The sequence below is a fragment of the Bacillus cereus group sp. BfR-BA-01382 genome (genome assembly GCF_022663475.1).
GTDB lineage: Bacteria > Bacillota > Bacilli > Bacillales > Bacillaceae_G > Bacillus_A > Bacillus_A thuringiensis_S.
On the sequence record NZ_JAKUFQ010000004.1, the window covers coordinates 69,353 to 87,519 of the forward strand.

Genomic DNA, 18,167 nt, shown 5'->3' on the forward strand with positions numbered 1-18,167 from the left:
CTTGAAAATGGTAACGGAAAAAACGTTAAGAACTTGTGAAAAAGGACATGAATACTACAAAAGTAGCGATTGCCCAACTTGCCCGACTTGTGAGAAAGAAAAGAAACCTAAAACAGGATTTCTTTCACTTCTTTCATCACCAGCACGAAATGCGCTAGAGCACCATGGAATTCACACGATAGAAGAACTATCCAAGTATAGTGAAAAAGAGATTTTAAAACTGCATGGTATGGGACCTGCGTCTATGCCGAAGCTTAGAAAGGCTTTGGAGGAGAGAGGGTTATCATTTAAATAAAATGAAATAGTGCCTCTTTACTACTTACTTGTTTATACTGCTATTTGTGGACAGTAAAGCTCTTTCTTATTAAAATTTCATTTTAATAATTTTGAATTAGATAAAAGAAAAAAGTAGGAGAATATCTCCTACTTTTTTTACGCTGTTCCAATCTGATCTTGATCCGCCACATCAGAATCAAACGTATTTGTTGCACTAACACCGTTAAACGTATTTACGACAAATCCAACATTGGAAGCCCCAGATCCGTTATAAGCTTTCGTGTTTTCTTTCGGAGATACGTTATAAAAATCTCCTAAGTTGAAAGAGCCGTTACTATTTTGAACGACGAGATTTCCTACAACCGAAGGCATACCATCCACCTACTTTACTAAGCTTTTTACTTACTATATGAATTATTGTGCGGAAGGTTCATCCGTAATATATTGGCGGATTTGCATAATACGAGAGTTATTAAAACCATAATCAACATTTCCAATTTGAAAGCAACCAGAATTTAAAAGTGTCCGCAATTCAACATTATTAACTTCAATAAAAGGGCATTCATTTACAATATTTAATTTTACATCTGTCGTTCGTTTTGGAATTGTAATGTGTTCATCTGTAAAGATTTCAAAAGCATCAAAGCGACCTTCTCCCCTTATATAACAAGGAATTTCACGGTGGACGGCAAGAGCTCTACTTTTTAATTCCATTTGGTTTGCATCTCCAACTTGAAATACGGCAGTAATCCCTAAAGAAATAATAGAAACATTTTGGACAATGGACACATGATGCAACATAATTTCTCAGTCTCCTTAACCTGGAGTAGGAGGGACATCTGTTACTAATGGTACAAATGGACCCTCTGTAACTGTTTCAAATGGTGTATCGAGAATAGAAGATAGAATGAGGAGATTTGCATCTCCAATTAAAAAGAGTGCGGACGACGATACACCGTTCATTTTAATCTGTCCGACTTTTAACTCACGGTTTACAACGTTAAGGTTCATACATACTTACTCCTTTCGGAAATTTCCCGGTATGTGCTGAATAAATGAGAGAAAGGCTTTGTCAATATCTTGTTTCATTGCCTGGATAATGATATCTCGTAAATAATCTGGATCTGTTGAAATACCTTCATATGATTGAACTTGTGATAAATAATAAGGGAGTCGATGCTCCATCTGTTTTTTTATGTCATCCACCATCATTTGTCGATACATTTCATCAAGCGGTGTTCTCTCTTCTTGTTCAAAATGGAGAATACGATTATATGCTTCTTCATCTAAGTATCGATGCATTTCTTGGAGGATACCTTGATAAAAGTCTGGGTTTGTTTCGGTTTCAGGATTTACCTTCAATGTTTCTGTATCCACTTGAAAATCTTCAATTTGTTGTCCTTTTGCTGAAAATGGGTTTAAGCCAATATTTAAAGTGCCATTTAAATTTTCGACTTTTAATTGATCGAATTTGTATTCCACTTTTCCTACAGAAGAGGAGGGGCGATTTTTTAATTCGTTAAGCTCTTCTTGGAGTTGACGCACTTGATCTTCTAAATTGAGGATGGCTGCTTGTTGTGTTTGAAGAGCTTGTTGAAGTTGGTGTAAGTAAGTATATATATCTTGATTCATTTGTGAAACCTCCTTTTCAATAGGGAGGGTAAAAATATTCCTGCTATATATTTATGACAAGGATGTCTTAAGAAGAACTAGTTGATGGTTTGATAGAAATAATTTGTCCGTTTGCCTGTAATGGGCGAAGCGGCTCCGTAAATCCGCCCGTATTTGAAAATTTGGATAGGGCTTTAATACTTCCGGCAGTGCCAATTTGGAATACAGAAGAGGTTGTAATGCTATCAATTTTAATGCTGTTAATGATAATGCTTTGGTTTACGTAAAAATTCAATACAATCGCCCCCTTTAAGTTGAACCAATTATCGCTTGATCAACGACATCTGAATCATTAACAGTCGTTGCACTTTGATAATTGTAGACAGAAACATTATCTCCAACATTAAAAGAGCCGGCCCCGGCGAAAGCACGTGAGTAACTAATAGGCCTAATCGCAAATACATCTCCAATATGAAAAATACCACTTGATCCAATATTGACGATACGAATATGTCCGACCATAGCTGGCATACAAAACACCCTTCGTTTTTAAAATTTTCTTTTCTACTATTGTATGGGCGTTTCCGATAAAATGTGTGTTTTTTTGAAATAAAAGAAACACACACATTATTGCGTGTGTGTGTTGAGTGTTTGATTTGAGTGAAAATCCGTATGTACATGCCAAATTACATTTAAGAGCCTGTCCAGTTCTTGGCTACAATCCACTGTTTTTTGAGAAGTCATTCCATAGCGTTCAGCAAAATAAATCATTTTTTCACGTTTTTTTTCAATCGCTTGCTCAAACATTGAAATCGGCTCCATCTCTAAATGAAATTTTTAGTATATATGTAGTACATATTATACAAAAACTCCATAAAAAAGAAATACCTTCGCTAAAAAAAGTAAAAATTCTACATTTTATGCCAAATGTAGAGGGGTAACGAATAGGATGTGAGAAGAATATTGTAAAAATTAGCGTGCATGAGAAGGTTTTTTTCTTGCGGATGCGAATACAATTAAAGGGTATGAGTTTTAGGATGGAGAGTGGAAATATTGCGTTTTGTAACGGCGAAGAAAGAAGAAAAGGTATTTGTAGGTATTGTGGATGAAGAAGAAGAAAAGGTATTACACTTAAGAGAAGCGCAAAGACAAAAAGGGGAAAAGGTTACAATCCCTATTACAATGTTAGAGTGTATTGAAAGAGGGACTGAGTGCTTTGAGAAAGTATGTGAAATTGTAAATTGGGCAAAAGAGAACGGGGAAGCGGCGTATTATCCGTTAACAGAGGTGAAAATATTAGCACCGATTCCAAGGCCAAGAAAGAATATTTTGTGCGTTGGAAAAAACTATCGTGAGCATGCGGTAGAAATGGGCGGAGTAGAGTCTATTCCAGAAAATATAATGATCTTTACGAAAGCACCAACAACAGTTATTGGCATAAATGAGCAAATTAATGGTCACCCTCACGCAACGGACGAACTAGATTATGAAGGAGAACTAGCTGTCATTATAGGTAAGCGAGGGAAGCAAATTAAAAAAGAAAAAGCGCTTGAGCATGTTTTTGGTTATACGATTATAAATGATGTAACAGCTCGAGACATTCAAAGAAAACATAAACAGTTTTTCCTTGGGAAAAGCTTCGATACATTTTGCCCGATGGGACCGTATTTAATTCATAAATCGGTGGTTAATGCGCCGAATGCATTACACATTGAAACGGTAGTAAATGGAGAAGTAAGGCAAACTTCCAACACAAATAAAATGATTTTTTCGATAGAAGAAATTATTTCAACGATAAGCAAAGGAATGACTTTAGAACCAGGTGATATTATCGCAACAGGAACCCCGGCTGGTGTCGGAAAAGGTTTTACACCACCGAAGTTTTTACATGCTGGTGATGAAGTGGTCATTACAATAGAAGGAATTGGTACTTTGCGAAATGTAGTGAAATAAAGAAAAGAGCTATCTTGTTAAAAGATAGCTCTTTTTTATGGCCTTGGGTTATAGAGGTAATCGATAACGGAAAAAGTGTAAAGGCCAATGAATGCAAGTGTACAAATGCCAAATAGTATAACCGTAAGTGCACTTTTTTCTCGTCCAAAACCAATGATAGTAAGAATAACAGCAGTCCAAAATGATGCTTTCAGTAGTGTGAATGTAGTAGGAGTTGAGTAGTGAGTAAGCCATGTTGTGGAAAGTAGGAAGCCACAGAATGTAACTAAAATAAAAGATGTAGCTAAATAGTTAATCTGTTTACCGTATCTTAATAGCATATCGCACCTCCTTTACGATTTTAAAATACAGAAAATTACGATTTTATCTTAATATAAATGAATATAAAAAGAAAGAGGTTGTCCCAACATGCCGGACAACCTCTCTATTATTATGATAATACAGCTTTAATTTTTTGGAATGCCCACTCTAAATCTTCTTCAGAGATTACTAGAGGTGGTGCGATACGAATTACGTTTTCGTGTGTTTCTTTACATAGTAGACCAGCTGCTTTTAGTTGTTCACAGTAAGGACGAGCTGGCTCGTTTAATTCGATACCGATGAATAAACCTTTACCGCGAACTTCAGTGATCATTGGGTTATCAATTTCTTTTAATTGCCCAACTAATTTTTCTCCTAATTGAAGAGAACGCTCTGTTAATTTTTCTTCTTCTAACACTTCAAGAGCTGCGATAGATACAGCACATGCAAGTGGGTTACCGCCGAATGTAGAACCGTGAGAACCTGGCTCAAATACACCTAAAATGTCGCGGTTTGCTGCAACGCAAGAGATCGGGAACACACCGCCACCAAGTGCTTTACCAAGTATGTACATGTCAGGAGTTACATCGTCCCAGTCACAAGCGAATACTTTACCAGTACGGCCTAAGCCTGTTTGGATTTCATCGGCTACGAATAAAACGTTTTCTTTTTTACATACTTCAAGAGCTTCTTTTAAGTAACCAGCTGGTGGGATGTTAATTCCAGCTTCACCTTGAATCGGTTCTAAAATGAATGCTGCTGTGTTTGGTGTAATTGCGGCTTTTAATGCTTCTAAATCACCGTAAGGAATTACAACGATGCCAGGAAGCATTGGACCGAATCCACGCTTGTACTCTTCATTTGAAGACATAGAAACAGAACCCATTGTACGTCCGTGGAAGTTATCTTCACAAACGATGATTTCAGCACGGTTTGCTTCTACTTTCTTCACATCATAAGCCCAGCGGCGAACTGTTTTAATTGCAGTTTCAACAGCTTCAGCACCTGTGTTCATTGGAAGTACCATTTCTTTATTAGTTAGTTTCGCAACTTTTTCGTACCAAGGACCTAATTGATCGCTATGGAAAGCACGAGAAGTTAACGTAACACGATTAGCTTGGTCAATTAAAGCGTTAATAATTTTCGGGTGACGATGACCTTGGTTTACTGCAGAATATGCACTTAATAAGTCCATATAGCGGTTTCCTTCAGGATCTTCTACCCAAACACCTTCTGCTTTAGAAATAACGATTGGAAGTGGGTGATAGTTATTTGCTCCGTATGTGTCTGTAAGTTCGATAATATCCTTAGTTTGAATCATGATTGTTCCCCCTTTTGTTATTACAAGAAGTTTGTAAATACTCTAAATATTATATCATTTAAATGTAAAAAAGCGAAACATTTCCTGAAAATAAATGAACATGTTATCATATAGAGTGAAAAAGTGTGAAAAGAGGAGGTAAGGGATACGATGGTACATATGCATATTACAGCATGGGCGTTAGGTTTAATTTTATTCTTCGTTGCGTATTCACTTTATTCAGCAGGAAGAAAAGGTAAAGGTGTACATATGGGGCTTCGCCTAATGTATATCATCATTATTGTGACAGGCTTCATGTTGTACATGAGTATTGTGAAGACAGCAACAGGTAGCATGCACATGTGGTATGGCTTAAAAATGTTAACTGGTATTTTAGTTATCGGTGGAATGGAAATGGTTCTTGTGAAAATGAGCAAAAACAAACCAACAGGGGCGGTTTGGGGCGTATTTATTGTTGCGCTAGTAGCAGTATTTTACCTTGGGCTGAAATTACCGATTGGCTGGAAAGTATTCTAATAAAAAATAAAACCACCTTATAATCTCAAAGACTTGGGAGATAAGGTGGTTTTTTACGTTATCCCGTATTAACTGGCAGTAAAACTTCCACCTCAAAATTCAGCTTAAGCAAAGAAGTTAGGCGGGAGATCAACTGCTCGTAAACACCCGATTGGTGAAGGCTAATAATCAGTGGGGCTGCCCCACTGATTAAAGTTTCACTTTATGTCGCATCGATATGCAACTCTTCCCCATTTACTTTCGTAAAACGGAACATATTTTTATTGGATGTAGTGTGACGGACGAAATGGTGCTGCAGTGTACAAATCATCTCTTCGTTATCAAACAAAAGAATATTTACTCCTTCGCGTGACTCCTCTTTCGGTAAGAAAGATAAATAATTATGACAATACATGCAATCATATAAAGAGTAGTGAAGTGATTGCAATGATTCAGTTAATAATGTGAAGACGGAGTCAGGTAATTCCTCGAGCCATTCATTATAACTAAGAAGTAACTTTTTTCGAATACGTATCATTTCACCATTTTGCAAATGGTGTTGTTCGTTGGCGATTTGTAATACATCTTGTTCATAGAAACGGGCTGGTAGCCAATTGTTATTATATAAAACTTCAAACCCATCTTCGGCAATATCTTCTAATAAAAACGCTTCATCATTTTCATCATCAAAGAATACCCATTCATTGTTTATATATTCTACATTACCGACTGTATGAGCACGGGGCTGGTTATATAAAATATGTTTACGTTGTATCATACACGATTTCTCCTTTATGAAAAGTAGTTATTCCTGTTATAGACAGTTCGTGCATTCTTTATAACTAGACACATCTAAACATAGGTGGGCATACAATAAAACACGTTTTACTGAGTGAGAATGCTATTCCAAATGTGGATAGTAGGTTATCGTCAAGTTTGTCATTTTTTTGATCCGCACTCACAGGGTGGGGATTACTGCACGTTCAAGAAAAGAAATAAGATGGAAGGATGATTTATATGTGCGGGATTACAGGATGGGTGGATTATAAACGCTCATTAGAAGGAGAAAGAGATGTCGTTACGAAGATGGCTGAGACGTTAGCGAAACGCGGTCCAGATGATAATAAAGTTTGGATTAAAGGTAATGTCGCATTTGGGCATAAACGGTTAATCGTTGTTGATCCTGAGGGTGGTAAACAACCGATGACTTGTTTAAAAGATGAAACGAATTATGCCATTTGTTATAACGGTGAACTTTATAACACAGAAGACATTCGAAAGGAATTATTAAGAAGAGGATATACGTTCAAAGGTCATTCTGATACAGAAGTATTATTAGCTTCTTATATTGAATGGAAAGAAGAATGTGTCGATCATTTAAACGGTATATATGCGTTTGCAGTATGGGACGAACAGAAAGAACAAGTATTTATTGCGAGAGATCGATTAGGTGTAAAGCCACTTTTTTATAAATATGATAGCGGACGCTTATTATTTGGTTCGGAGTTAAAAGCGATATTGTCGCATCCAGATGTGAAGGCAGAAGTAACATTAGAAGGATTATCAGAAATATTCGGACTCGGACCGTCAAGAACACCTGGCCACGGTATTTATGCTGGTATAAAAGAATTACGTCCAGGTCATGCGATGACATTTTCAAAGAACGGTTTATGTATATGGAGATATTGGAATGTGGAAAGTAAAAAACATGAAGACTCCTTTGAAGAAACAGTAGAGAAAACACGCTTTTTATTACAAGATGCGATTACAAGGCAGCTCGTTTCTGATGTACCACTATGTACTTTTCTATCAGGCGGTGTAGATTCGAGCGCTATAACAGCAATTGCTGCGAAAGAATATGCAAGGTCAGGAAAAGGGCAATTACACACATATTCTGTTGATTATGAAGATAATGACAAATACTTTAAAGCGAATGCGTTTCAGCCAAATTCAGATGCTCCGTTTATTAATTTAATGACTGAGACATTTCAAACAACCCATCATCGCTGCGTCATTTTGAATGAACAATTAGCAGAGTATTTAACTGAAGCGGTACTCGTTCGTGATTTGCCTGGTATGGCAGATATCGATTCGTCATTATTATGGTTTTGCCGAGAAATTAAACAAGATTTTGTCGTTGGCTTATCTGGAGAATGTGCAGATGAAATATTTGGTGGATATCCGTGGTTTTATAGAGAAGATGATTTACAATCGAGTGCATTTCCGTGGATGCGTTCTACAGAGGCACGTGAACAACTTCTAAAAAAAGAATGGAGAAATAAACTAAATTTACAACAATATGTACAAAGGCGTTATGAGGAATCGATTCAAGAAGTTCCTATTTTAGAGGGGGAAAGTCCACTAGAAGCAAAAAGACGCCAATTATTTTATTTAAATATGGTATGGTTTATGACAACATTATTAGACAGAAAAGACCGTATGAGTATGGGGGCAAGTTTAGAAGTACGCGTTCCATTTGCAGATCATCGTCTTGTCGAATATGCGTGGAATATTCCTTGGGAAATGAAAATGTATAAAAACCGCGAAAAAGGTCTATTACGTAAAGCGTTAGAAGATGTACTCCCACATGACATCTTATATAGGAAGAAGAGTCCTTATCCGAAAACGCACAATCCACACTATACAAAGGCAGTAACGGTATGGCTTCAAAATCTATTAACAGATAAAGGTTCAATTTTACACGAACTATTTGATAAAGAGCAGTTGAGCGGATTGATTCAGTCTGGTGGCAGTGCATTTCAAACACCGTGGTTTGGTCAATTGATGACTGGGCCACAGCTTTTAGCTCATTTAGCACAAATTCATGTTTGGTTTAAAGAGTATGGGGTAAATATTAAAGAATAGGAGAAAAGCGGCTTGCGATTATGTAAGTCGCTTTTATTAAAGAAATTGTCATATAAAATTCAAAATCACCTTATAAATAATACTTAATTAGAATTATTATTTTGACGTACTTATTATTACTTGTTATAATTTGAAACACACGTTCTGAAAAGGATTCTCATTTATAAAATTGAGGTGTTATATAGATGACAAAGGAAAAAATAGGTTTACTCGTAATGGCGTATGGAACACCAGAATCATTAGACGATGTAGAGGCATATTATACACATATCCGTCACGGACGTAAGCCATCAGAAGAAGCGCTTGAAGATTTAATTGGGCGCTATAAAGCGATTGGTGGAATTTCGCCGCTTGCAAAAATTACGAAAGAGCAGGCGCATAAATTAACAGATTCAATGAATAACATATTTACAGAGTATGAATTTACTTGTTACTTAGGTTTAAAACATACTGCGCCATTTATAGAAGATGCTGTAGAAGAAATGAAGCGAGATGGAATTGAGCAGGCGATTAGTATCGTATTAGCACCGCACTATTCTACATTTAGCATTAAAGCGTATAATGACCGTGCTATTCGTCTTTCAAAAGAAATCGGTGGTCCTGTGATTGAACCAATTGAACAATGGTACGATGAACCGAAGTTTATTTCGTATTGGACAGATCAAATAAAAGAAACATTTACAAAGATTGAAGATAAAGAGAAAACAGTTGTAATTTTTTCGGCGCATAGTTTGCCAGAAACAATTATTGCAGCAGGGGACCCTTATGTGGAGCAATTGCAGCATACAGCAGATTTAATTGCGGGGGCTGCCAATATTCAAAACTATACAACGGGTTGGCAAAGTGCTGGGAATACTCCAGATCCGTGGATTGGTCCAGATGTGCAAGATTTAACGAAAGATTTATATGAAGAGCATGGGTACGAATCTTTCATATATTGCCCAGTTGGCTTTGTGGCAGAGCATTTAGAAGTTTTATATGACAATGATTATGAATGTAAAGTTGTAACTGATGAATTAAATGCTAAATATTTTAGACCAAATATGCCGAATGCACAATCTGCATTTATCGACTGTTTGGCTGAAATTGTTTCCAAAAAAGTGAAGGAAATAGTTGACAAAGATTTAGTTTTAAATAATAATTAATTTATAATAATTTTAAATTAATAATAATTACCATGAAAGAAAGAGGAGGATCCCCCTAGATGAATCCAAATAATCGCTTAACAACAAACCAAGGTGCTCCAGTTGGAGACAACCAAAATTCTCGTACAGCTGGTCGTCGTGGACCAGTATTATTAGAAGACTATCATTTAGTAGAAAAACTTGCACACTTTGATCGTGAACGTATTCCGGAGCGTGTTGTGCATGCACGTGGTGCAGGTGCTCACGGTGTATTCGTAACGAAAAATAGCATGAAGCCATATACGAAAGCAGCATTTTTACAAAATGAAGGAACTGAAACACCTGTATTTGTTCGTTTTTCAACGGTTATTCATGGTCAAGGTTCTCCGGAAACAGCTCGTGACCCACGCGGTTTCGCAGTTAAATTTTATACAGAAGAAGGAAACTACGATATCGTAGGTAATCATTTACCAGTTTTCTTCATTCGTGATGCAATTAAATTCCCTGACATGGTTCATTCTTTAAAACCAGCACCGGATACAAATATTCAAACGCCAGATCGTTATTGGGATTTCATGACGTTAACTCCAGAGTCTACACATATGATGACATGGGTATTTTCTGATTATGGTACACCAGCAAGCTATCGTGAAATGGAAGGTTTCGGTGTCCATTCATTTAAATGGATTAATGAAGAAGGTAAAATTGTTTATATTAAATACCACTGGAAACCGCAGCAAAGTGTACGTAACTTAAATGCGAAAGAAGTGCAAGAAGTGCAGGGGAAAGACTTCAATCATGCAACTCGTGATTTGTTCGACGCAATCGAAAAAGGAAATCATCCAAAATGGGATTTACACGTACAAGTTATGCAACTAGATGAAATGGATTCTTTAGACTTTGATCCACTAGATCCAACGAAAGTATGGCCAGAAGATCGCTTCCCGTTAATTGAAGTAGGGACAATGACGTTAAATCGTAATCCGAAAAACTTCTTTGCAGAAGTAGAACAAGTAGCGTTCTCTCCAAGTGCAACTGTAAATGGTATTGAACCATCGGAAGATAAATTATTACAAGGTCGTTTATTCTCTTACCCAGATACACAGCGTTATCGTCTTGGTGCAAATTACTTGCAAATTCCTGTAAACTGCCCATATGCAGCTGTTCATAATCAACAACGTGATGGTGCGATGCAAATGAATCAAAACCCATCTACAATCAACTACGAACCGAGCCGTCATGCAGAGAATCCAGTTGAAGACAAAGCTTACCGCGATTCGACTATGAAAGTAGAAGGCTATGTATCTCGTGAAAAAATCGAGAAACCAAATGACTTTAAACAAGCAGGTGAGCGTTACCGTTCATTCTCTAAAGAAGAGCAAGATAACTTAATTGCAAACTTAACAAATGACTTGAAAGACGTAAATGAACGCACGAAATTACTAGCTGTTTGTAACTTCTTCCGTGCAGATCAAGAATACGGTATGCGTTTAGCGCAGGCGTTAAATGTTGATATTACGCAATATGTAGGAAATGCTCCAAAATAAATAGGAAAAGACGACCGGGTTTCGGTCGTCTTTTTTGTATAACGTTATGTGGGGTATTTTGCTTGTAAATTATGTCGGAATTTGTTTGTAAATCGATATGTTGTGTCGGACCGTTGATATATTGAAAGAAACAATCGATATATTTGAAAAATCGTTGATATATCCAAAAAACCGTTGATATATTTACATTTATACTAGGTGGGGTATGTTGCCTAGTACGCAAAAAAGAGATGCAATCTACTATCAATAGATTGCATCTCTTTTTTAGTTTACTCGCTCTGCATGTTCATAAGCCTTCTCGCCATGCATTGAAATATCAAGACCCATGTGTTCTTCATGTTCATCGACGCGAACGGGGAGGAAGAAGTTGATCGCTTTAATAATGGCATACGTCATGATGATCGTGAATGCATATGTTGCGCCAATCGCTATAAGTTGTTTAAACAGTAACGCGGCATTTCCGTAAAATAATCCGTTTGCGCCATCCCCGTTTACGGCAGTAGTTGCAAATAGTCCTGTTGCAATACCGCCCCAAGTTCCTCCGATGCCGTGGCATCCAAAGGCATCAAGTGTATCGTCATACCCGAATTTTGTTTTTAGGAAGAAAACGGCGCCGAAGCATATTATACCACCAATTGCTCCGATAAGAAGGGCGGAGAAAGGTGTAACGAACCCGCAGGCTGGTGTAATAGCTACTAGACCAGAAACAACTCCGCAAGCAGCTCCCATCGCGGTCGGTTTTGATTGGAAGAACCATTCAGAAAGCATCCAAGTTAGAGCAGAGGCAGCAGCGGCTATATTTGTATTAATAAATGCAGTTAAAGCTACGTCGTTTAAGGATAATGCGCTGCCAACGTTAAAACCGAACCAGCCAAACCATAATAAGCCTGCGCCTAACATTGTAAATGGCAAATGGTGAGGAGAAGAACCATTTATGTTTTTTCGTTTTCCAAGGAAAATAGCTAATACAAGACCGGCAACTCCGGAAGTGATGTGAACGACATTTCCGCCAGCGAAGTCTAGTGCACCAAGTTCCCTTAGCCACCCACCGAGGCCCCATACCCAATGAGCGACAGGATTGTAAACGATTGTTGTCCATAGAAGGATAAAAATAAGAAAGGCAGAAAATCGCATTCTTTCAGCGAATGCACCTGAAATTAAAGCTGGAGTTAAAATGGCGAACATGAGTTGAAACATCATAAATAAATTGTGAGGAATAGTAGATGAGTAGTCTGGATTTGGTGCGTAGGTAACTCCGTTTAGACCGAACCAATCAAGTGTACCGATAAGTCCGTGCCAATCTGGCCCGAATGATAAAGAATAGCCGATAACAATCCATTGAATCGAAACGATAGCCATTGCACTATAACTATGCATCGTTGTACTGAGTACGTTTTTGCTACGAACCATACCTCCATAAAAAAGTGCCAATCCTGGTGTCATCAACATGACCATTACTGTCGTCACAAACATAAAAACCGTATCTCCCATATTCATGATCTCTCCTCCTAGAATGTTAGAAAAAATAACATCTATTTGTTATGTTTCATATCATATTCGAAATAAAACTAAAAATCAACTAAAAATTCAGAAAATTATATACGTGATGTCATAAAATCTAACATAGATTATTTTGTGAGGATTGAAATCGGCATATGCGTTTCACTTGGATAATTGGTATAATATTCTTACAATTAAAAAATTGGGGGATGCGTGTGGGAAAAATATGGACTAGGAAACTATTCATTTGTTTTTGCTTAGCTGTTGTTTTGTTTGTACCAATACATACTTTTGCAGACGAAAAAAGAGAGTGGCGAGATGAGGTTATATACTCCATTATGATTGATCGCTTCAATAATGGAGAACCGAAAAATGACAAACAGTTAGAAGTTGGTAATTTAGAAGGGTATCAAGGCGGGGATATAAGAGGAATTATAAAAAGGTTGGATTACATAAAAGAAATGGGTTTTACTACCGTTATGCTTTCGCCACTTTTTGAAAGTGGAAAGTACGATGGATTAGACGTGCGAAATTTTAAAAAGGTAAATGAACATTTCGGGACAGAAAATGATGTGAAAGAACTTGTAAAAGAAGCTCAGGCAAAAGGAATGAAAGTTGTATTTCAATTTCCGCTTGGAGAAAACGAACAACAGGTAATTGACGCAATGAAATGGTGGATAAAAGAAGTTGATTTAGACGGAAGTTATGTTATACATAGTGAAAAAAAGCCGCGTTCCTTTTGGGATAACGCGCAAAAAGATATGCAAGTGATAAAGAAAGATTTTCGTATTATGACAAAGGAGGATAGCGAATACAACGAAAAAATAGTAGAATCGTTTTCCAAAGCGGATGTATCGGTGAAATCGTTATACGATGTGAGTAAAAAAGAAGGAGAATTTGTTACGTTCTTAGATGATCAAGAAACAAAAAGATATGCGCGTATTGCAAAAGAAAATATGTATTATCCGCCATCACGTTTAAAACTGGCGCTTACATATCTGTTAACATCACCTGGAATTCCGAATTTTTATTACGGAACTGAAATTGCATTAGATGGAGGAAGTGTACCCGATAATAGACGATTAATGGATTTTAAGTCAGACGAAAAATTTATGCAGCACATAACAAAACTAGGTGAACTTAGACAGGCGAGACCGTCTTTACGACGCGGTACGTTTGAGCTATTGTATGATAATAGCGGGATGAGCATACTAAAACGAAAATATAAAAATGAAGTAACTTTAGTAGCAATTAATAATACGAAAGAAACACAAAAAGTCTCCTTACCTGCAAGTACGATTGGTGAAAAACAAGAGTTAAGAGGATTGTTAGAGGATGAAATTATAAGAGAGGAAAATGGGGGATTTTATCTCGTTTTAAAGCGTGAAGAATCAAACGTGTATAAAGTTAACGGAGAAACAGGTGTGAATTGGTTATTTATCTCCTTAATCGTTGGTGTGAATGTATTATTTATTGCGTTTTTAATTGCAGTTAAAAGGAAACGTAGATGAGAAGTTGCTCGTTCTATGTTCATGTCTTCTTATTGTATTTGTTTGTTCGGTGGGGCAATAGTGTTTATTCTGTTGATATGAAATTTCTTAAGAGAAACGATACGAAAATGAAAACTTCTCTAATGAGAGGGGGTTCCAGGTTAGGGAGAAAGTCTTTTTCCTAGCCTGTTTTTGTGTCAATACGGATAGAGAAAGATCTTTGGAACGAACGATAATTGCAACTATATTAATTTTATATTACATTAAAAATTAGAGAATACTCTTATACTAATATAGTGCTAAATAGTAGGTGGGAAAATGGAATTTTACGATTTGGGTATTACCATTAAAGAGCTTAGAATTAAAAAAAATATATCACAATCCGAATTATGTCATGGAATATGTTCGCAAAGTCAAATTAGCAAAATAGAAAAAGGTATGATTTATCCATCTAGTATATTGTTATATCAATTATCAGAAAGACTTGGTATTGACCCGAATAATATATTTGCATTAACTCAAAACAAAAAATTTAAATATGTAGAAAATGTAAAATACGTAATAAAAGATTGCTTAAAGCAAAAACAATATAAAGAACTTTATGAAATAGTGAAAAAAGAGAAAGATGAAAAAAATTTCCAAGCAAAAGAAGATAAACAATTTCTCCTATGGCATGAAGCAATTGCTGTATTTGAGGTGAACAGATCCATAAAAACTGCTTTAAAACTTTTAAATAATGCATTAAAACTAACTTTAACCAATGTTGATTTTTTATCAGAAAGAGAAATAGATATTATGCAGACAATGTCTATATTTTATGCGGAAAATAAAGAATATGATAAAAGTATTACTATATTAGGAAGATGTTTAACTAATTTTAATAAGTTAGATTTTCCGAGAGATAAAGCGATTAAATTAAAAATCATTTTTAATTTAGCGAAATGTTTAGGTATGACCTATCAATATGAAGAAGCGGTAAAATACATTGATAAGGGCATCAAATTAGCTATTAATCTAAATACTTTATACTTATTAGGTGAACTGTACTATTTAAAAGGATGGAATTTATTAAGATTTAAACAACAGAATGAAGAAGATATTGCAAATAACATGAAAAAAGCATTATTTATATTTGAACTAACAGAAAAAGAAACTCTGATAAAAATGGTTAAAGAAAAATATTTTGAAAATCAAACTGAAAAAAGCCACTCATAATTCATTTGGAAATCACTTGAAATATAATAAAACCTACAGGGGAAATCCCTGTAGGTTTTATACTTATAAACTTGCTTCTAAAATATTAGTGTTTAATATAAGAGTGTCCTTAACGTACTTTTTTATTTTGAAGTCTGCATCTTTATTAACAATTTATGCTTCTTTTTAACTCCATCCAAATATGATTAAAATTAAGATGGTTCAAGTCGGAGGAAGGCACTTTGATGTGTCTTTTCTTATGACTTTTATCATTAACTATTTAATGTTTTTTAAATGATTACATGACATAGTTTTTTTGTACCAAGCTTTGTTGATACAGTTAGACTTATCCGTTAGTGTATTCGTATTATTAGAACATCCTACAGTATTTAGGGAGAATGTGGCCAATAAAAACCATAATATTAATTTCTTCATATAACCACTTCTAACTCTTTTTTAATTAACATTTTTTAAGATCCTTATTAATTTTACATTATATTAAAGGTTGGGAAATATTCTTATACTCATAAATTGTTACGTTTTGGCGGGAAGAGAAATTATAAGTTACAGCGATTTTTAAGATGACTTTGGCCTAGGATGTAATTACTAAGAAAAGTAATTCAAATCGAAGGGGAAACGTCTTAAATTGTCTTTTTTTTTATTTTCAATAAGGTCTGCTAAATGCATGTATGAAACAAATTCTACAATAAGGCCTAGTTTAATCATGCATTCACTTGTGAAGTATTCGTATAGTTAGACTCTGTTCACTTAGCAATTTTCACCGCAGATGCCTTTTTTCTATGGCTTGTTCTTGTAATTATTGTCTCTACAAAACTAAAAAGAAAACTCCTCTAATTAAGAGGAGTTTTCTTTTTAGCGGTAGTTAATGAACTGTACGTCGATTGGTAAATCAGCGCTACGAACAGCTGCAATTACTGCTTGTAAGTCATCACGGCTTTTCGCTGTAACACGTACTTGATCGTCTTGTACTTGTGTTTTTACTTTTAATTTCATTTCTTTAATGATGTTGTTAATTTTTTTAGCGTTATCTTTATCGATACCTTGTTGAAGTGTTGCGCGTTGGCGAACAGTGTTGCCAGTTGCAGCTTCAACTTTTCCGTAATCTAAGTTCTTAATTGGAACGTTACGTTTTACAAGTTTAGAAATTAAAACGTCTTTTACTTGGTCTAATTTGAACTCGTCGTCAGAAGTTAAAACTAGTACTTCTTTTTCTAATTTAATATCACTTTTACTTCCTTTAAAGTCATATCGGTTTTGGATTTCTTTTAATGCGATATTAATTGCGTTTGTTACTTCAGGTAATTCTACTTTCGAAACGATGTCAAAAGAACTATCTTTTGCCATAGTTAGCACCTCCAAATAAATTTCTAATCTTGTTATGTACTGTACATACTAAAGTATAGCTGAAAACGAGTCTAGACTTAAGTGTTTTCATACTTATATTCATGTAACCTCACTTTATTATAGTGAATTTTGGGCAGTTGGACAAATACAGGAAAAATCATGTTATAATTAACTTTTGTTTGGAATGATAAAAAAGATAATTTTATATATATAGAAGGGAATTAAAAAATATGTATTTGCAAATAGGATCGATTGAACAGGTAACTGTTTTACGCGAAACGGAAATTGGATATATGGTTGGGAATGAAGAAGAAGAAATTTTCCTACATAAAAACGAAGTAGCTGGAGAAATTGAAGAAGGCGATACGATTGATGTATTCTTATACCTTGATCACCAAAATCGTATTTCAGCAACAATGAAGGAGCCAATTATTACAACGTATGATTGGAACTGGGTAAAGGTTGTAGAAGTCATTCCTAGTTTAGGTGTGTTTGTTGATATTGGTGTATCAAAAGATATACTAATTCCAGCTGATGAGTTCCCGATTTATATGCCGGTATGGCCAGAAGTAGGCGACGAATTATATTGTACGTTAAAATTAACGAATCGTGATCGTTTAATTGCTCTTCCGGCAAGAGACAGTGATATGCAAGAAATTATCGTAGATGCAACGCCATCTATGCGTAATAAAAACGTAAATGGACGTGTATATCGTTCTCTTCAAGTTGGTTCATTCGTACTAACTGATGAGCATTTCCGTGCTTTCTTACACCATACAGAAAGAAAAGAACAAGTCCGCATCGGGGAGCGTGTAACGGGCCGTATTATTGACGTGAAAGATGATGGTACAATTAACATTTCACTTCTTCCTCGTAAAGAAGAAGGAATGGAAGACGATGCGGCAGTAATTTATGCATATATGGAAGAACGAGGCGGAGCAATGCCGTTTTGGGATAAGAGCCATCCAGAAGATATTAAAGAACGCTTTAACATGAGTAAAGCTGCATTTAAGCGCGCACTTGGTAAGTTGATGAAAGAAGAAAAAGTTTACCAAGAAGAAGGTTGGACTTACTTTAAGAAATAAGATAGAAGATTAAAAAGCACAACCTTATTTTTAAAAAAATA

At 35.7% G+C, this 18,167-nt stretch carries 21 protein-coding genes; 9 read left to right on the forward strand and 12 right to left on the reverse strand.

Features of this window, described 5'->3' with window-relative positions; genetic code table 11:
* Positions 1-7 precede the first annotated feature (7 nt).
* Positions 8-295 carry an RNA polymerase alpha subunit C-terminal domain-containing protein gene (locus tag MR160_RS03105; protein WP_000255717.1) on the forward strand — a complete coding sequence of 96 codons (288 nt, stop codon included), beginning with the start codon at positions 8-10 and terminating at the stop codon, positions 293-295.
* 137 nt (positions 296-432) lie between these two features.
* On the opposite strand, the gene gerPF is transcribed toward MR160_RS03105, so the two are convergent.
* The 7 genes from gerPF to MR160_RS03140 form a co-directional block, all read right to left on the reverse strand.
* Positions 433-648 carry a spore germination protein GerPF gene (gerPF, locus tag MR160_RS03110; RefSeq protein ID WP_001141566.1) on the reverse strand — a complete coding sequence of 72 codons (216 nt, stop codon included), beginning with the start codon at positions 646-648 and terminating at the stop codon, positions 433-435.
* Between the two features lie 42 nt (positions 649-690).
* On the reverse strand, positions 691-1,077 hold the full coding sequence (locus MR160_RS03115; RefSeq protein WP_000902327.1) for a spore germination protein GerPE: 387 nt from the start codon (positions 1,075-1,077) through the stop codon (positions 691-693).
* A gap of 15 nt (positions 1,078-1,092) precedes the next feature.
* Entirely contained in the window at positions 1,093-1,287 is a 195-nt protein-coding gene (gene gerPD / locus MR160_RS03120) for a spore germination protein GerPD (RefSeq protein ID WP_001052807.1), read from the reverse strand.
* 6 nt (positions 1,288-1,293) lie between these two features.
* On the reverse strand, positions 1,294-1,908 hold the full coding sequence (gene gerPC, locus MR160_RS03125; protein ID WP_001070761.1) for a spore germination protein GerPC: 615 nt from the start codon (positions 1,906-1,908) through the stop codon (positions 1,294-1,296).
* Positions 1,909-1,975: 67 nt separating this feature from the next.
* A complete protein-coding gene (gerPB, locus tag MR160_RS03130; protein WP_001012509.1) occupies positions 1,976-2,182 on the reverse strand; it encodes a spore germination protein GerPB in 207 nt (68 codons plus the stop codon).
* A 14-nt stretch (positions 2,183-2,196) separates the two neighbouring features.
* Positions 2,197-2,418, reverse strand: a complete 222-nt coding sequence (gene gerPA / locus MR160_RS03135) for a spore germination protein GerPA (protein ID WP_001111188.1) — start codon at positions 2,416-2,418, stop codon at positions 2,197-2,199.
* A 96-nt stretch (positions 2,419-2,514) separates the two neighbouring features.
* Positions 2,515-2,694, reverse strand: a complete 180-nt coding sequence (locus MR160_RS03140) for an aspartyl-phosphate phosphatase Spo0E family protein (protein WP_000462848.1) — start codon at positions 2,692-2,694, stop codon at positions 2,515-2,517.
* Positions 2,695-2,940: 246 nt separating this feature from the next.
* Here MR160_RS03140 and MR160_RS03145 point away from each other — a divergent pair, with 246 nt between their 5' ends.
* Positions 2,941-3,840 (forward strand): fumarylacetoacetate hydrolase family protein, encoded by a 900-nt coding sequence (locus MR160_RS03145; protein ID WP_001213076.1) that lies wholly within the window; start codon positions 2,941-2,943, stop codon positions 3,838-3,840.
* Between the two features lie 35 nt (positions 3,841-3,875).
* Here MR160_RS03145 and MR160_RS03150 read toward each other — a convergent pair whose 3' ends face one another.
* Both MR160_RS03150 and rocD read right to left on the reverse strand, forming a co-directional pair.
* Positions 3,876-4,160, reverse strand: coding sequence for a hypothetical protein (locus tag MR160_RS03150; protein ID WP_000926870.1), 285 nt, complete (start codon positions 4,158-4,160; stop codon positions 3,876-3,878).
* Between the two features lie 110 nt (positions 4,161-4,270).
* Complete coding sequence (rocD, locus tag MR160_RS03155; RefSeq protein WP_000616660.1) at positions 4,271-5,461, reverse strand: ornithine aminotransferase; 1,191 nt, start codon at positions 5,459-5,461, stop codon at positions 4,271-4,273.
* Positions 5,462-5,611: 150 nt separating this feature from the next.
* On the opposite strand from rocD, the gene MR160_RS03160 reads away from it, so the two are divergent.
* Entirely contained in the window at positions 5,612-5,977 is a 366-nt protein-coding gene (locus MR160_RS03160) for a YisL family protein (RefSeq protein WP_242297055.1), read from the forward strand.
* Positions 5,978-6,179: 202 nt separating this feature from the next.
* Here the strand turns inward: MR160_RS03160 and MR160_RS03165 are convergent, their stop codons facing one another.
* Positions 6,180-6,734 (reverse strand): DUF2777 domain-containing protein, encoded by a 555-nt coding sequence (locus tag MR160_RS03165; RefSeq protein WP_000616051.1) that lies wholly within the window; start codon positions 6,732-6,734, stop codon positions 6,180-6,182.
* Between the two features lie 239 nt (positions 6,735-6,973).
* Between MR160_RS03165 and asnB the strand changes: the two genes are divergently transcribed.
* From asnB to katB, 3 genes are all read left to right on the forward strand, one after another.
* Complete coding sequence (gene asnB / locus MR160_RS03170) at positions 6,974-8,821, forward strand: asparagine synthase (glutamine-hydrolyzing) (RefSeq protein WP_242297056.1); 1,848 nt, start codon at positions 6,974-6,976, stop codon at positions 8,819-8,821.
* Positions 8,822-9,006: 185 nt separating this feature from the next.
* Positions 9,007-9,966 (forward strand): ferrochelatase, encoded by a 960-nt coding sequence (gene hemH, locus MR160_RS03175; protein ID WP_000159538.1) that lies wholly within the window; start codon positions 9,007-9,009, stop codon positions 9,964-9,966.
* A 59-nt stretch (positions 9,967-10,025) separates the two neighbouring features.
* On the forward strand, positions 10,026-11,492 hold the full coding sequence (katB, locus tag MR160_RS03180; protein WP_001069166.1) for a catalase KatB: 1,467 nt from the start codon (positions 10,026-10,028) through the stop codon (positions 11,490-11,492).
* Positions 11,493-11,756: 264 nt separating this feature from the next.
* On the opposite strand, the gene MR160_RS03185 is transcribed toward katB, so the two are convergent.
* Positions 11,757-12,989, reverse strand: a complete 1,233-nt coding sequence (locus tag MR160_RS03185) for an ammonium transporter (RefSeq protein ID WP_001055851.1) — start codon at positions 12,987-12,989, stop codon at positions 11,757-11,759.
* Positions 12,990-13,147: 158 nt separating this feature from the next.
* On the opposite strand from MR160_RS03185, the gene MR160_RS03190 reads away from it, so the two are divergent.
* Both MR160_RS03190 and MR160_RS03195 read left to right on the forward strand, forming a co-directional pair.
* A complete protein-coding gene (locus MR160_RS03190) occupies positions 13,148-14,503 on the forward strand; it encodes an alpha-amylase family glycosyl hydrolase (RefSeq protein ID WP_003309197.1) in 1,356 nt (451 codons plus the stop codon).
* A 297-nt stretch (positions 14,504-14,800) separates the two neighbouring features.
* Positions 14,801-15,697, forward strand: coding sequence for a helix-turn-helix domain-containing protein (locus MR160_RS03195; RefSeq protein ID WP_000397873.1), 897 nt, complete (start codon positions 14,801-14,803; stop codon positions 15,695-15,697).
* An 852-nt stretch (positions 15,698-16,549) separates the two neighbouring features.
* Here the strand turns inward: MR160_RS03195 and MR160_RS03200 are convergent.
* Positions 16,550-17,041, reverse strand: coding sequence for a YajQ family cyclic di-GMP-binding protein (locus tag MR160_RS03200; protein WP_001040146.1), 492 nt, complete (start codon positions 17,039-17,041; stop codon positions 16,550-16,552).
* Positions 17,042-17,271: 230 nt separating this feature from the next.
* Between MR160_RS03200 and MR160_RS03205 the strand changes: the two genes are divergently transcribed.
* The gene (locus MR160_RS03205; RefSeq protein WP_000281261.1) at positions 17,272-18,126 is read left to right on the forward strand and encodes a CvfB family protein; all 855 of its coding nucleotides are present in this window, start codon (positions 17,272-17,274) and stop codon (positions 18,124-18,126) included.
* The last annotated feature ends 41 nt before the right edge of the window (positions 18,127-18,167 follow it).

Excerpts from the sequence above, each read along its gene's own strand:
- MR160_RS03200 (WP_001040146.1), bottom strand. The coding sequence starts at position 17,041 with ATGGCAAAAGATAGTTCTTTTGACATCGTTTCGAAAGTAGAATTACCT.
- MR160_RS03105 (WP_000255717.1), top strand. The coding sequence starts at position 8 with ATGGTAACGGAAAAAACGTTAAGAACTTGTGAAAAAGGACATGAATAC.
- MR160_RS03150 (WP_000926870.1), bottom strand. The coding sequence starts at position 4,160 with ATGCTATTAAGATACGGTAAACAGATTAACTATTTAGCTACATCTTTT.
- rocD (WP_000616660.1), bottom strand. The coding sequence starts at position 5,461 with ATGATTCAAACTAAGGATATTATCGAACTTACAGACACATACGGAGCA.
- hemH (WP_000159538.1), top strand. The coding sequence starts at position 9,007 with ATGACAAAGGAAAAAATAGGTTTACTCGTAATGGCGTATGGAACACCA.
- MR160_RS03140 (WP_000462848.1), bottom strand. The coding sequence starts at position 2,694 with ATGTTTGAGCAAGCGATTGAAAAAAAACGTGAAAAAATGATTTATTTT.
- MR160_RS03190 (WP_003309197.1), top strand. The coding sequence starts at position 13,148 with ATGCGTTTCACTTGGATAATTGGTATAATATTCTTACAATTAAAAAAT.
- MR160_RS03115 (WP_000902327.1), bottom strand. The coding sequence starts at position 1,077 with ATGTTGCATCATGTGTCCATTGTCCAAAATGTTTCTATTATTTCTTTA.
- MR160_RS03160 (WP_242297055.1), top strand. The coding sequence starts at position 5,612 with ATGGTACATATGCATATTACAGCATGGGCGTTAGGTTTAATTTTATTC.
- gerPC (WP_001070761.1), bottom strand. The coding sequence starts at position 1,908 with ATGAATCAAGATATATATACTTACTTACACCAACTTCAACAAGCTCTT.
- MR160_RS03185 (WP_001055851.1), bottom strand. The coding sequence starts at position 12,989 with ATGAATATGGGAGATACGGTTTTTATGTTTGTGACGACAGTAATGGTC.
- MR160_RS03165 (WP_000616051.1), bottom strand. The coding sequence starts at position 6,734 with ATGATACAACGTAAACATATTTTATATAACCAGCCCCGTGCTCATACA.
- gerPD (WP_001052807.1), bottom strand. The coding sequence starts at position 1,287 with ATGAACCTTAACGTTGTAAACCGTGAGTTAAAAGTCGGACAGATTAAA.
- gerPF (WP_001141566.1), bottom strand. The coding sequence starts at position 648 with ATGCCTTCGGTTGTAGGAAATCTCGTCGTTCAAAATAGTAACGGCTCT.
- asnB (WP_242297056.1), top strand. The coding sequence starts at position 6,974 with ATGTGCGGGATTACAGGATGGGTGGATTATAAACGCTCATTAGAAGGA.
- gerPA (WP_001111188.1), bottom strand. The coding sequence starts at position 2,418 with ATGCCAGCTATGGTCGGACATATTCGTATCGTCAATATTGGATCAAGT.
- katB (WP_001069166.1), top strand. The coding sequence starts at position 10,026 with ATGAATCCAAATAATCGCTTAACAACAAACCAAGGTGCTCCAGTTGGA.
- MR160_RS03195 (WP_000397873.1), top strand. The coding sequence starts at position 14,801 with ATGGAATTTTACGATTTGGGTATTACCATTAAAGAGCTTAGAATTAAA.
- MR160_RS03205 (WP_000281261.1), top strand. The coding sequence starts at position 17,272 with ATGTATTTGCAAATAGGATCGATTGAACAGGTAACTGTTTTACGCGAA.